This is a genomic window from Peribacillus tepidiphilus (assembly GCF_009466385.1).
Classification (GTDB): Bacteria; Bacillota; Bacilli; order Bacillales; family DSM-1321; genus Bacillus_BN; species Bacillus_BN tepidiphilus.
Map to the genome: position 1 here is coordinate 214,065 of NZ_WIAQ01000002.1, position 12,126 is coordinate 226,190.

The 12,126-nt window shown below is 36.7% G+C and carries 18 protein-coding genes and 1 pseudogene; 14 read left to right on the forward strand and 5 right to left on the reverse strand.

The genetic code is table 11. The annotated features are described in order from the left end of the window. Positions 1–2: 2 nt before the first annotated feature. The 5 genes from GD441_RS02400 to GD441_RS02415 all read left to right on the forward strand — a co-directional run bounded on the left by GD441_RS02400 (position 3) and on the right by GD441_RS02415 (position 2,901). Positions 3–395, forward strand: coding sequence for a hypothetical protein (locus GD441_RS02400; RefSeq protein ID WP_153123291.1), 393 nt, complete (start codon positions 3–5; stop codon positions 393–395). A gap of 16 nt (positions 396–411) precedes the next feature. Continuing rightward, entirely contained in the window at positions 412–561 is a 150-nt protein-coding gene (locus GD441_RS16955) for a hypothetical protein (RefSeq protein ID WP_191992078.1), read from the forward strand. A gap of 461 nt (positions 562–1,022) precedes the next feature. Further along, complete coding sequence (locus GD441_RS02405; protein WP_225434116.1) at positions 1,023–1,718, forward strand: hypothetical protein; 696 nt, start codon at positions 1,023–1,025, stop codon at positions 1,716–1,718. An 80-nt stretch (positions 1,719–1,798) separates the two neighbouring features. Beyond that, complete coding sequence (locus GD441_RS02410; RefSeq protein WP_191992079.1) at positions 1,799–2,209, forward strand: phage holin family protein; 411 nt, start codon at positions 1,799–1,801, stop codon at positions 2,207–2,209. Continuing rightward, the gene (locus tag GD441_RS02415) at positions 2,209–2,901 is read left to right on the forward strand and encodes an N-acetylmuramoyl-L-alanine amidase (RefSeq protein WP_153123297.1); all 693 of its coding nucleotides are present in this window, start codon (positions 2,209–2,211) and stop codon (positions 2,899–2,901) included. Before GD441_RS02410 ends, GD441_RS02415 begins: the two co-directional genes overlap by 1 nt. 16 nt (positions 2,902–2,917) lie before the next feature. On the opposite strand, the gene GD441_RS02420 is transcribed toward GD441_RS02415, so the two are convergent. From GD441_RS02420 to GD441_RS02430, 3 genes are all read right to left on the reverse strand, one after another. Then, entirely contained in the window at positions 2,918–3,163 is a 246-nt protein-coding gene (locus GD441_RS02420) for a hypothetical protein (protein WP_153123299.1), read from the reverse strand. Between the two features lie 435 nt (positions 3,164–3,598). Beyond that, on the reverse strand, positions 3,599–3,958 hold the full coding sequence (locus GD441_RS02425) for a hypothetical protein (protein ID WP_153123301.1): 360 nt from the start codon (positions 3,956–3,958) through the stop codon (positions 3,599–3,601). Continuing rightward, a complete protein-coding gene (locus GD441_RS02430) occupies positions 3,955–4,164 on the reverse strand; it encodes a helix-turn-helix transcriptional regulator (protein WP_153123303.1) in 210 nt (69 codons plus the stop codon). Before GD441_RS02430 ends, GD441_RS02425 begins: the two co-directional genes overlap by 4 nt. A 363-nt stretch (positions 4,165–4,527) precedes the next feature. Between GD441_RS02430 and GD441_RS02435 the strand changes: the two genes are divergently transcribed. From GD441_RS02435 to GD441_RS02450, 4 genes and pseudogenes are all read left to right on the forward strand, one after another. Then, on the forward strand, positions 4,528–4,716 hold the full coding sequence (locus tag GD441_RS02435; protein WP_153123305.1) for a hypothetical protein: 189 nt from the start codon (positions 4,528–4,530) through the stop codon (positions 4,714–4,716). Next, on the forward strand, positions 4,713–5,870 hold the full coding sequence (locus GD441_RS02440; protein ID WP_153123308.1) for an FtsK/SpoIIIE domain-containing protein: 1,158 nt from the start codon (positions 4,713–4,715) through the stop codon (positions 5,868–5,870). The genes GD441_RS02435 and GD441_RS02440 overlap by 4 nt, the downstream gene beginning before the upstream one ends. Beyond that, the gene (locus GD441_RS02445) at positions 5,851–6,498 is read left to right on the forward strand and encodes a hypothetical protein (RefSeq protein WP_153123310.1); all 648 of its coding nucleotides are present in this window, start codon (positions 5,851–5,853) and stop codon (positions 6,496–6,498) included. The genes GD441_RS02440 and GD441_RS02445 overlap by 20 nt, the downstream gene beginning before the upstream one ends. An 88-nt stretch (positions 6,499–6,586) precedes the next feature. Then, positions 6,587–6,883 (forward strand): annotated as a pseudogene (locus GD441_RS02450) (sigma-70 family RNA polymerase sigma factor); the annotation flags it as partial. A gap of 439 nt (positions 6,884–7,322) precedes the next feature. Here the strand turns inward: GD441_RS02450 and pssA are convergent. Then, entirely contained in the window at positions 7,323–7,862 is a 540-nt protein-coding gene (gene pssA, locus GD441_RS02455; protein WP_153123312.1) for a CDP-diacylglycerol--serine O-phosphatidyltransferase, read from the reverse strand. A gap of 120 nt (positions 7,863–7,982) precedes the next feature. Here pssA and GD441_RS02460 point away from each other — a divergent pair, with 120 nt between their 5' ends. Further along, entirely contained in the window at positions 7,983–8,768 is a 786-nt protein-coding gene (locus GD441_RS02460; RefSeq protein ID WP_153123315.1) for a phosphatidylserine decarboxylase, read from the forward strand. Between the two features lie 62 nt (positions 8,769–8,830). Here GD441_RS02460 and sda read toward each other — a convergent pair whose 3' ends face one another. Beyond that, positions 8,831–8,971, reverse strand: coding sequence for a sporulation histidine kinase inhibitor Sda (gene sda / locus GD441_RS02465; protein ID WP_153123317.1), 141 nt, complete (start codon positions 8,969–8,971; stop codon positions 8,831–8,833). Positions 8,972–9,350: 379 nt separating this feature from the next. Here sda and GD441_RS02470 point away from each other — a divergent pair, with 379 nt between their 5' ends. Genes GD441_RS02470 through yhbY form a run of 4 tightly spaced genes read left to right on the forward strand, consistent with a single transcriptional unit; the run spans position 9,351 to position 12,119 of the window. Continuing rightward, the gene (locus tag GD441_RS02470; protein ID WP_153123319.1) at positions 9,351–9,872 is read left to right on the forward strand and encodes a YqeG family HAD IIIA-type phosphatase; all 522 of its coding nucleotides are present in this window, start codon (positions 9,351–9,353) and stop codon (positions 9,870–9,872) included. Then, positions 9,869–10,975, forward strand: coding sequence for a ribosome biogenesis GTPase YqeH (gene yqeH, locus GD441_RS02475; protein WP_153123321.1), 1,107 nt, complete (start codon positions 9,869–9,871; stop codon positions 10,973–10,975). The genes GD441_RS02470 and yqeH overlap by 4 nt, the downstream gene beginning before the upstream one ends. 17 nt (positions 10,976–10,992) lie before the next feature. Further along, positions 10,993–11,835 (forward strand): shikimate dehydrogenase, encoded by an 843-nt coding sequence (gene aroE / locus GD441_RS02480; RefSeq protein ID WP_153123323.1) that lies wholly within the window; start codon positions 10,993–10,995, stop codon positions 11,833–11,835. Next, a complete protein-coding gene (gene yhbY, locus GD441_RS02485; protein ID WP_153123325.1) occupies positions 11,829–12,119 on the forward strand; it encodes a ribosome assembly RNA-binding protein YhbY in 291 nt (96 codons plus the stop codon). The genes aroE and yhbY overlap by 7 nt, the downstream gene beginning before the upstream one ends. Positions 12,120–12,126 lie beyond the last annotated feature (7 nt).

A 12,126-nucleotide genomic window follows, 5' to 3' on the forward strand; every position in this document is an offset into this window, starting at 1 on the left:
AAATGAATCAAATAGGTCGAAAAATTTATTATGATATAGCAACCGGCAACATCATAATGGACACAGGCGAACGTCAAGGTTCAGTAATCGCAACAACCGTTGACCAAGACATCGCAACCTTCACCGCACTATCTGAACGCAACCGAGAAACGTTTGACGTAATCGAATTGGAGTTTGGTCAATATGCGGCAGATTTTGCTCAATGCAACGGGTATCGAGTAAACCCACAAACGCTAGAATTAGAGTTTAGTTATCCCGATCCGAACGCAACCGAGCCGCAAGAGCCTGTTTTCGTGAAGCCCTTGACGGAGCAGGTTAAAGAGTTAGAAGTTTCAACGGCTAACTATATGATTGACTTGGATTTTCGTTTATCGTCAATCGAACTAGGACTATAAAAAGGAGGAATGTAAAATGACTTATACTTACTGTAAAAAAGTGATTGAGAACAAAACTTATTCATCAAAAGAGGATATGCTAGTGAAATTAGATGTTTTTCTGTTAAATAACAGAATTACACAAGAGCAATACAATGAGTTAGTTGAATTATTAAATGCGCAGTAGGACAATAATGCGACATAACACCACTGAAAAGTAGGTGTATTTTTTATGGCTTGATTTCCTATATCTTCCCTCCATGATATAATATTGCAAAGGATGATTAAGATGAAAAATGGTTTTAGTATTACATGTTCTAATTGCAATGAATCTGTTCAGTTAAATGACCAGTATTCAAAAGAAAAGGATAGCTCTAGTATTGGATATTCAGTGTTGGGGAAATATCCATTCTATTCTTTGGATATTTATTGTACTAAATGCAACAATGAATTAGAGATTAAATCTTAAGGTTCATAGGGGGAAATATGGAACATTCAAGGTTAGTTTCACTTTCACTGAAATGTAACAAATGTACAAGGGCATGGTCAGTTTCAGAGGAGGACTTTAAAAATGTCACCGTAACTTGCGGTGACCCGGAGTGCCAAAGTCAGTTTAGTGTATACGAAGGTTTGAGAAATGGTTTGAAAATGGAAGAGAATATCTCTCCAAATACTTTCCTTGCTAATGAAATGTTTCATGATATTGTTGATTTGAAAATCGGTTATTTTAAAGACATCGAATTACCTTCTAACATACGAAAAATATTTAAAATAAATATTTTTCCTTTTGGTGCTTTTCATGCCGGGGCAGTGGATATCACAAATAATGGTTTTCGCTTAATGACATCTGTTTCAGATGAAAGTTCTTGTGATTTATTTGGAGAAGATGTAAAAGCAATGGTTATGGTTCATGCAAAAACAGAAGATTATACAATACCATGGTTGCATATGTTGTCGTATGCACTTCAACAGTATAGAGATGGTGAGTATGTAACAAGCATTTTACTTTCTGAAATTGCATTTGAGAGTTATATTGATACAACTTTATCTGAAGGCTATAGAAAGATTGGTTTAGATGAGGATAGCATATCCAGATTTCTTCGTTCTGCTAACATTCCAGATAAAGTTAATGCATTAATGAAAAATGTGTACGATGTAAAATTAAAGGACAATAGAGTTTTAAATAAAATATGGGAAGACAATGTTCTTCAAATACGTAATCATATTGCCCATGGAAGAAAAAGCACTGCAACAAAAGAAGAAGCAAAAATAGCATACGATACTGTTGTAGATTCGATTTTTCACTTTATTGAAGCGATAGATCGTAAAGAAAGAAAAATTTAGATTGCACCTATTTTGTAGGTGTATTTTTTATGCTTTGGGGGACTCTTATGAGTCCTCTTTTTATTTGGGAGGGAAAAATATTGGACACAAAAATCATCGATTCTATCAAAGCTATTTCAGCTGTAATAGGTTCAATTTGGTCTTTTATCGTAGGGGCATTAGGTTGGGCTTTCCCGACACTGGTTATCATGATGACTGCTGATTTTGCATCGGGATTGTTAGCCGGATCAGCAAATGAAGGACTCAGTAGCTCAAAAGGCAGAAAGGGTTTTGTCAAAAAAGTACATGTTCTTATCATTATTGGGTGTACGTATTTGCTCGAAAAGGTTATCTTTGGCACGCAACATTTAGGTGATGGTGTCACTATTGCCTATATCATTATTGAGTTTATTAGTTTAACAGAAAATGCAGGAAGATTAGGTGTCCCTTTGGGGCCCGTTCAAAATATCATCGCAGTTCTTAAAGATAAAGGTAATGGGGAGGATAAATAATGACAAAACGAATTGTAATTGATGCAGGACACGGAGGTAAAGATCCAGGCGCTGCAGCAAATGGCTTGTTAGAAAAGAATATCACTCTTACTTTATCAAAGTACATGCAGGATTATTTAAACGATCACTACACCGGTTTTGAAGTGAAGCTGACCCGCAGCACAGACGTCTTTATTGAACTTTCCAAGCGTGCAGATATCGCAAACGCCTATAAAGCAGATGTTTTTATCAGCAATCACGTGAACGCTGGCGGCGGATCCGGATTTGAATCCTTCGTCTACAACAAGCCTAGCGCAACATCCGTAACTCTCCAAAACTTATTAAACACAGAGGCCCTGGCTACTGCAAAAAAATATGGACTAGGCGCACATGGAGTAGCTAATAAGCGCGGGAATCTAGCTGTTGTCCGGGAAACCAACATGCCTGCCATCCTGACAGAGATTTGCTTTATCGACTCCAAAGATGCGACACTATTGAAAAAAGATGCATTTCTTCGAGATATGGCTGCGGCCTATGCCCGAGGAATCGCAAAGTTTTTGGGTCTGCCAGCGAAGCAAAAGGCACCGGCTGCCACCAAACTTATTGATAAGAAGTTGCATCGGGTCCAGGTCGGGGCGTTTTCGGATCGAAAGAACGCGGAGGAGCTTGTCAAAAGATTGAAAAAGGCTGGATTCGATGGAATAATTGTATAAATAAAATAGCCCCTTCTCAGTCGAGAGGGGCTTTTATCATCTTAAGCAATTCTTCCGTTATATCTTCCTCATTGCACAAAGCTTTTTCGAGTATTGCCTCATAATTGTAATCTCCGTTAATCTTTCTAAACCATTGGTAAGCAACTCTCACCGATTCCTTTTTAGCATCTTCTTTATATGCTCTTAAATTCACTGGAAAAGATCCACGCTGCATCCAGCGTGTATCTCGTGCGAATAAATGCAATTCAATCGTAACGTTCATACAATCACCTCTTCTAACTTTACTATTTTAAAATAATTTTTAATCAACCTTAAAAATAATGTACATTACAACTTGTATTTTTAAATTATTAAAATTCTATTCCATTTTTTAGGAATAAGGGTCACGCAACTAGGGTCACGCAACTGTATGCACGCAAGGGGGAGTGATGCTAAACACGCTAAAATCGTTGATATGACAAGATTTTAAAAGAGTTGATAACTCAAATTTTACCGTGACTTCATACTTAAAAATCAATCCGTTTTTAGCTATTTTTTAGATATTTTTGCGGCATTCCAAAACTTTTTGATCAATCAATAGAAAGGCTAATATTAACAAGTAGTTCGTCACCAATATACAGCAAATAAAACTTTATAAGAAAAATAATTAGCTAATTAATAATAGAAAATCCCCTACTCGTATGAGAGGGGATTTAAACTATTTCAACTCAAATACATAATCTAAACTCTCTGCTCCAACCATTGCTTTTCCTTTATTATTATAAGGAATCCTTACGGTAGCTAGTAATTTTCCAAATGGCTCATCGCTTGTATCGTGGATCCATAACCACACAGCATCTACACCTTTATTATCCTTTTTTACTTCATCAGCGATTGTTCTTAGGCTTTTTTCATCTTTTACTTCTGTCGTTACACGCAGATGTACACTATCTGGTTGTTTCTTTGTTTCAACAACTTTATACTCCACGTCATTTGAAATATCTGTTATTAGCAAAATTGCTACCACAAGAAAAAATGCCCCAAAAACTCCTAGGAATACTTTAAAAAACTTCTTCATTTTTCATCCTCCCATTCGATTTCAATTAAGTCATCTAAACTTACCGACAGTACTTTCGCAATAATTGCTGCTTGCTTGAGATCAGGTTGTGTAGTGTTCTTTACCCAGCTCGAAAAGGTTTGCTGAGAGACTGCACATAAATTAGCTAGATGATTATGTTTAATACCTTTTTTCTTCGTCCAAAACCCAATCTTATTTTTAAACATTATGTATCTCCTTAAGCTTTTTATTACCTATTCGCCCAAAATAGACAAATTCCTCTTAAAAATATTTTGAAGTTTTCTTCAAAAAAATTTGAAGGGACAAGCAATATTTATCGGTATAGGCAATAGACTATACAAACATGAAAGATACACAGTTGAAAAACAGCAGCAAAACACTTGAAAAATATGTACGGAAGGAGATCATCAGTTTTCAGTAACATTATCGAAATTTTACTCCAAGTCCACTTGTACAAGTAAAAAGCAAGTTTTAAAAACAAAAATAAAACTTGTTAAGAGTGAGTGAAGCGAACGGAAGGGAGGGGAGCGACGAGGGGGAACCAAAAAAATTTCAAGGAGGAAAGAAAAATGTTATTTGAACCTATGGTTTTAATCGTTGGCGGGGGTATCTTAACCGTTGCATTTCTTGAAAAATTAGCAGAGGAATTAGGGTATCAATGGGTTGGAACAACTATTAAAATACTCTTACCTGCTGCTGGTATTGCTACAGGAGTTTGGTTTCTTGAAACTAATCCAATTTTGAGGTGGTTCTTATGAGTTTTTGGGCGAAGTTGAAAGTACGGAGAAAGCTAATAAAAGCTTTTAAGTTAGGTAAAATCCATTTAACATACAAGGTTAACGAAGATACTGAACGATTTGTTTTCCCGAAAATCCACGCGATAGACATTACTAGTCAATCTACTACAATTATTTTTACTTTGCCTAACGGACTCAATCCTGATCTGGTTAAAAAGAATTTCTATGTATTCCAGCAGCACTTTGGAAAGAATGTCGAGATCGAAGGAGAAATTAAAAAGTTTGTTTTAACGATTTATAAAAGTTCTTCATTTGGTCTACTCAAATACAACAAATCTAAAATCTCGGAACTTGTTGCTGCATTTAAACTTGGAATCATCTGCGGAAAAGACCGCAATGGCCAATATGTTGCATTCGATCTTTTAAAACAACCTCACATACTCATTGCCGGTGAAACAGGATCCGGGAAATCAACACAATTGCGATCTATCTTAACGACTCTGATTTTAAACAAAAAACCATCAGAGCTGCAGCTGTACCTAGGCGATTGTAAAAAGTCAGAGTTTCATATCTTCCGTAAAGTGGAACATGTCCAATGTGTGCTGAGTGATGGAAAACAGATTGCTTCAATGCTGAAACATATCAAGAAAGAACTGAAAGAGCGGAGTGATCTGACGGAGACATTCGAAGTTAGCCATATTGATGACCTACCGACTGAGCACCGGCGACCATACATTGTAGTGTGTATCGATGAGTTTGTCATGCTGCGAAAAGATGAAATAGTTATGGATATTCTCACGGAAATCGTGGCCATTGGAAGGACTCTTGGTGTGTTTGCTATTCTTTCCATGCAGAGACCTAATGCCCAAGTATTAGACACAACTATAAGAGCAAATTTGACTGTTAGCATGGGTTTTAAATTACGGGATAAAATTGAAGCTCGTATCGTTAATACTCCAGGAGCAGAAGCTATTGACACAAGTGGACGATTCATAATGAATAGCGATAAACTTTATGACCTACAAGCTCCATATCTTGAATTGGAGGATGCAAAAAAGTTTTTAAACCCTTTTATAGTGACGAAAAGACCGGTAAAAGAAGCGGATCCGAAAAAGAAAGAGCCTGTCTTAATAACTGAAAAGGACGTGTTTGCCGATGTCATTGACCAAGCGTGATAAAGCGATCATTAAGGACTTAAATAAATTTCGCGTAATGGATCGGGATTCTATTGCAGAGTTACATTTTAGTAATCTTAAGAATCCACAATACGCAGCCAATAATGTTTTACTTCGCTTACTACGTGATGGGGAGATACAGCGATCAACCTCATTTGTTCCATACGTTTACTTTGGTCCTGATGTTCAAATCAAAAAGAATAGTGCAAAAATAAACCATTTCCTTGCGATTCTTAACGTATATAAAGAGATTCGGAAACTTGGACATCTGGAAACCTTTCTTGTTGAGCCTAAGTATGGAAGTAAAGGAGTAGCCGAACCGGATATATTTTGCATGTTCCGAAAGACCGGCTTTTTTATCGAGGTACAAAAAACTGTGTACAGCGAGAAACAAATGTCTGATAAGCTGGCGCGTTATGTTGACCTTTTTAATGCTGGTATCATGGCGAAACCTTTTCCTCACGTTATTATTTTGAGTGAGCAAAGATATGCAATTGATGGGGAATATCCTTTTAGGGTGTTTCAGGCGGAATCGTTCACTCAATTCATTCAATCGCTAAAACCTCAGCAGCAAGCTGTACAGATCCCGGTTAAATCTAATGATGCGATTAAAATAAAGATAAATTAAGGATTGAAGGGAAATAAACTAATGATAAATTAATATAATTCTTTCTATATTATATACAAAAAGATATATAAACAGATACCATGCAAGTGGAAACGAAATCTCGCTTATTGATGTCCTAAAATCAGAATCAGAGGACGTAATTGACTTGATTCAGCTAAATATGGAAATTGAAAAAGTAAAAAAGTATATTGATGTTTTGGATGAACGGGAGAAAGAAGTAATTATAGGGAGATTTGGGCTTGGCTTGCAAAAGGAAAGAACTCAAAGGGAGATTGCTAAGGAGCTTGGAATTTCAAGAAGCTATGTTTCACGGATTGAAAAAAGAGCACTTATGAAGATGTTTCATGAGTTTTATCGTTCCGAAAAAGAGAAGAGACGGAAATGAATAGTGTATCTTAAACCACAGTATAATAGGGGATCAAGGCGTCATATTTTGTGTAGGAGTAACTACACTAACTATAAGACAAGTTAACCAAGTGAACCTAATTATAGGTTATTTTTATTAGGTATATTGGTGATTATTTCCCTTATCTTGTTTAGTTTTTTATAAACAACCGATCCTATTAAGGAATGAATATACAGTTCGATTTTTCTGTAAATCCTCAAAACAAATAAAAAAGCCCCCGATGATGGGGGCTTTCAGACTGTTGACAAACGCTCGCATTCTTCGTCACGTACCCTCCTCCGGTGCTCATTACCGTCTATGGTAACTCCGCTCCTCGCACGGGTTCGTTCCTCGACTGACAAGCGTTTTCAATCAGTCTGAAAGTGCATGAAATATACTTTGTCTACACTCTAAAAGCCCCCGATGATGGGGGCTTTTTTTATACCTTCTTAAGCTTAAATGGACTTACCATTAGGAATGCAAGAATCATCATCATGAAAGGATAAAACACAGGGGGAATATATGAAATACCAAGAAAACTTAATGTGGCTAGACACCCTGCAGCTGTAATCGGTAGACCAGTAAAATAACCATTGTTTTCAGTAATATTGAATTTAGCTAAACGAAATGCTCCACAGCCCATGTAGAATACAGTGAAAAACATCCCTGGACCGCCGAATTCAAATAAAATTCCTTGATAAATCAAGAGAGCTGGCGCAACTCCAAAGGATATGATGTCACTCATTGAATCTAGCTGTTTCCCGAGCTCCGATTCGCAATTGAACTTTCGGGCAATCATTCCATCAAAACGGTCAGCAAGGGCTGCAACGAAAATAAGCAGTAGCCCTAAATGTAAGCTTCCTTTCGTAATAGCTAATATGGCAAATCCACCTAGAGATAGATTAGTAAGTGTCATTACGTTTGCCGTTTGTGCTTTCAATTTTTTTATAGTATGGTCTATAACTTCAGATAAAAACAATCTTCTCACTCCTTTAAAAAACGGATAGAACAGAAACACAGGTTTATTATATAATAATATTTTATTAGGTGCATTTTATGCAAGAGTTAATAGAATTATTTAACATTTGGAGGTTTATTCGTGCTGAAGCCTTTGTATAGGACGTTTATTGAATTAACAAATGGTAGGTATACATCTGAAATATTGCGAAGGTTTTCGCAGTCTACCTACAGTAAGAAATTCATTTCTTCTTATAGTAAATTATATAAGATCAATCAGGATGAGATGGTTGGAAAATTATGTGATTATCAAACTCTGCATGAGTTATTTACAAGAAGATTAAAAGAAGGAATAAGGCAGGTTGATGAAAATGAGTATTCTGTAGTCAGCCCTGTAGACGCCGTGTTAGATGATTTTGGCGATATTCGCCTCGATCATACTTTTCATGTGAAAGGAAAAGAATACTCGATCCTTGATATGCTGGGAAATGAAGAAACGATAAAAAAATACTTAGGAGGCCATTATGCAGTTCTTTATTTAAGCCCAAGCCATTACCACCGCATCCATTCTCCGGTGAACGGAAAAGTATTGAAAAGGTGGACATTAGGAAGAAAATCATTTCCTGTCAACAAGCTAGGTATGAAATATGGAAAAGAACCGCTCTCTAAAAATTACCGGGTCATTTCTGAAATTAGACATAAATCAGGACATCTTGCACTAGTTAAGGTTGGGGCGATGTTCGTGAACAGCATCGAAATTACAAATCCTTCCTCTGACATTAAAAAAGGGGAGGAAATAGCCTATTTCAGCTTTGGTTCTACTGTCGTACTCCTTTTTGAAAAAGATACTTTTACTTTTAAAGAAAATCTTCATGTCCCACAAGAGATCTTGATGGGACAAGTGCTTGGATATCTTTCTAACAAATAAACAAAAAACTTGGTTCTTCCGAGTTAATCGGAAGGACCAAGTTTTAACATGATTATATTCATTTAAGATGATACTTTGATTCTACTGGATAGGGAGCGTCGGTGAATTTCTTTTTCGATTAGTCGAATAAACTCTGGGCTTAATTTTAATTCACGTGCTTTAAAATAGGATTCAATCAATAAATCATCGGATAGTTTATTCATACTATATTGCCTTTTGGCGATTCACCTCCATAAAAAAGATAGGAATATTCATGAACATTCATACATATTATGGTAGTTTGTCTTTCTGTACCCTTACTTTAACAAAAAAAAGCATATAGAACAATCGTTCTGTTATCCACAGTGTTTGGTGGATAAGTTGTGGGTAAAATGTTAATAAATACCATTATTTGAAGAATATCAATATGGATTATGTGCATAAGTTTATCCACAGTGCTTTATCTAAGTGAAGTTTGTCGAAAAATTTTTAAACTTGAAAGAGCTAGGAAAACATAGTATAAATAGTTTTTTTGAAAGGAGCGTTAAAATTAGGTATGATGTTTACATTGGAATTTAAGGGATTATTCGAGGTGATTATGACATGCTGAAAATGTTTTTGCCGAGTGAACATGTGAAAAGTGTGTTTGAAATCACTCCTGAAAGCCTTAAGGAGAAAGGCATAAAAGGCATTATTACTGATCTTGATAACACATTGGTTGAATGGGATCGGCCAAACGCTACGCCGAAGCTCATTGAGTGGTTTGATAACATGAAAGCGCACGGGATTTTAGTGACAATCGTATCAAATAATAACGAAAGAAGAGTTCGAACATTCTCAGATCCGCTAGGAATACCTTTTATCTTCCAAGCTAGGAAGCCAATGGGAAGAGCATTTCGAAAAGCCATTGAACAAATGGGACTTAAACGTGAAGAAACGGTTGTCATTGGAGATCAGCTTCTTACGGATGTATTGGGAGGAAATCGAAATGGATTTCATACGATTTTAGTTGTTCCGGTTGCCCAGACAGACGGTTTTGTTACACGATTTAATCGGAAAGTTGAAAGAAGACTTCTTTCATTTTTTAAAAAGAAAGGAATGCTTCAATGGGAGGATCAAAAATGAACAATCACGACTATACTTGTATTGGCTGTGGTGTAGCCATTCAAACAGAAAACCCTGAACAAATAGGATACACACCTGCTTCAGCATTGGAAAAAGAAGCCATTGTTTGTCAGCGTTGCTTTCGCTTGAAAAACTATAATGAAGTGCAAGATGTATCATTAACGGATGATGATTTCCTTAAAATCCTGAATGAAGTTGGGGATAGGGATGCTTTGATTGTCAAGATTGTCGACATTTTTGATTTTAACGGAAGCTGGTTACCAGGGCTTCACCGCTTTGTAGGGAAAAATGATGTATTATTAATCGGTAATAAAGTGGATTTGCTTCCAAAATCAGTTAAACACAACAAATTAATTAATTGGATGAAGCAATCCTCCAAAGAGCTCGGTCTTAGACCGATTGATATTTTATTGGTTAGCTCTCATAAAGGATACAACATGAAGGAAGCTGTCCAAGCGATTGAACAGTACCGAAATGGCAAAGATGTGTATGTAGTAGGCTGTACAAACGTTGGTAAATCAACTTTTATTAATCGGATAATTAAAGAAGTGTCTGGCGAAGGAGATGTTATCACCACTTCCCACTTTCCAGGGACTACTCTAGATACCATTGAGATTCCTCTTGATGATAACAAAGCATTGATTGATACACCAGGTATTATCAACCATCATCAAATGGCTCACTATGTAGATAAACGGGATTTAAAAGTCATCACACCAAAAAAAGAAATTAAGCCGAGAGTTTACCAATTAAACGAAGAACAAACTCTCTTTTTTGGGGGCTTAGCTAGATTTGATTATTTATCTGGTGGCAGAAAATCATTTACGTGCTATTTATCTAACGAATTAAAAATACATCGGACAAAGCTTGAAAAAGCTGATGAATTGTATGAAACTCATAAGGGAAGCCTTTTGACTCCTCCAAGAGCTGAACAATTGACAGAATTTCCGCCTTTAACCGCCCAAGAGTTCTCTATAAAAGAAGGGAAAACGGATATCGTATTTTCTGGTTTGGGCTGGATCACGATCAACGAGCCGGGAGCTGTCGTTCGTGCACATGTTCCAAAAGGTGTTTCGGTTATGGTAAGAAAATCCTTAATATAATAAAGATGGTGAAAAATGTGCAAAAATTATTCGGTGTTATAGGTGATCCAATTGGACACTCCATGTCACCTGCCATTCATAATGATGCTTTTTCACATCAAAACATCCAGGCTAGTTATCATGCATTTCACGTGAAAGAACAGCATTTAGAGGATGCGGTAAAAGGCTTTAAAGCAATTGGAATTAGCGGTTTTAACGTCACCGTACCTCATAAGACTGCCATTATTCCTTTCTTAGATGAAATGGACGAGCTTGCAGAAGCAATTGGAGCAGTCAACACGGTAAAAAATGAAAACGGAAAGCTAATTGGTTATAATACGGATGGACCAGGATATGTTGCAGCATTAAAGGAAGAGATGAATTCTCCCCTTAGAGACAAAAAAACGCTCATAATCGGAGCCGGGGGAGCCGCTAGAGGTATTTATTATTCACTTGTATATGAGGGAGTAAGCCATATTGATATTTGTAATCGTACAATAGAAAAAGCTGAAAAGCTGATTCATGACTGTCCTTACAAAGCCACATCTGCGGCATTATCCATGCATGCAGCAGCGGAAAAACTGTCACAATATGATTTAATTATTCAAACAACGTCAATAGGGATGAGCCCGAATACTCATGCTAGTCCGTTGACACTTGAAAATGTGAATCAGGAAGCTTTTGTCAGTGACATTATTTACAACCCTCTCAAAACCGCTTTTCTACAGGAAGCGGAGACAAGAGGGACAAAAATCCAAAACGGAATCGGGATGTTTGTTTATCAAGGAGCACTGGCTTTTCAAATTTGGACAGGGGTCTTCCCTGATACAAAGAGAATGAAAAAGATCGTACTGGAAAAACTTGGAGGTACAATATGTTAACAGGAAAGCAAAAAAGATTTCTCCGTTCTAAGGCACATCACCTGACACCGATTTTCCAGGTCGGAAAAGGTGGAGTAAATGAAAATATGATCAAGCAAATAGCAGATGCATTAGAAGCAAGAGAACTAATGAAGGTTAGCGTTTTACAAAATTGTGAAGAGGATCGGCATACTGTTGCTGAGGAATTAGCAAGTGGTACGCATGCCGAGCTTGTGCAAGTTATTGGAAATACCATTGTGCTATATAAAGAATCTAAAGAAAATAAACAAATTGAGCTTCCTTGATAGGATT

Bases quoted from the DNA above. Each gene is read 5' to 3' on its own strand.
- GD441_RS02440 (WP_153123308.1), top strand. From the start codon at position 4,713: ATGAGTTTTTGGGCGAAGTTGAAAGTACGGAGAAAGCTAATAAAAGCT.
- GD441_RS02405 (WP_225434116.1), top strand. From the start codon at position 1,023: ATGGAAGAGAATATCTCTCCAAATACTTTCCTTGCTAATGAAATGTTT.
- GD441_RS02415 (WP_153123297.1), top strand. From the start codon at position 2,209: ATGACAAAACGAATTGTAATTGATGCAGGACACGGAGGTAAAGATCCA.
- GD441_RS02470 (WP_153123319.1), top strand. From the start codon at position 9,351: ATGCTGAAAATGTTTTTGCCGAGTGAACATGTGAAAAGTGTGTTTGAA.
- GD441_RS02400 (WP_153123291.1), top strand. From the start codon at position 3: ATGAATCAAATAGGTCGAAAAATTTATTATGATATAGCAACCGGCAAC.
- GD441_RS02420 (WP_153123299.1), bottom strand. From the start codon at position 3,163: ATGAACGTTACGATTGAATTGCATTTATTCGCACGAGATACACGCTGG.
- GD441_RS02435 (WP_153123305.1), top strand. From the start codon at position 4,528: ATGTTATTTGAACCTATGGTTTTAATCGTTGGCGGGGGTATCTTAACC.
- sda (WP_153123317.1), bottom strand. From the start codon at position 8,971: ATGAATAAACTATCCGATGATTTATTGATTGAATCCTATTTTAAAGCA.
- yqeH (WP_153123321.1), top strand. From the start codon at position 9,869: ATGAACAATCACGACTATACTTGTATTGGCTGTGGTGTAGCCATTCAA.
- GD441_RS02425 (WP_153123301.1), bottom strand. From the start codon at position 3,958: ATGAAGAAGTTTTTTAAAGTATTCCTAGGAGTTTTTGGGGCATTTTTT.
- GD441_RS16955 (WP_191992078.1), top strand. From the start codon at position 412: ATGACTTATACTTACTGTAAAAAAGTGATTGAGAACAAAACTTATTCA.
- GD441_RS02445 (WP_153123310.1), top strand. From the start codon at position 5,851: ATGTCATTGACCAAGCGTGATAAAGCGATCATTAAGGACTTAAATAAA.
- yhbY (WP_153123325.1), top strand. From the start codon at position 11,829: ATGTTAACAGGAAAGCAAAAAAGATTTCTCCGTTCTAAGGCACATCAC.
- GD441_RS02430 (WP_153123303.1), bottom strand. From the start codon at position 4,164: ATGTTTAAAAATAAGATTGGGTTTTGGACGAAGAAAAAAGGTATTAAA.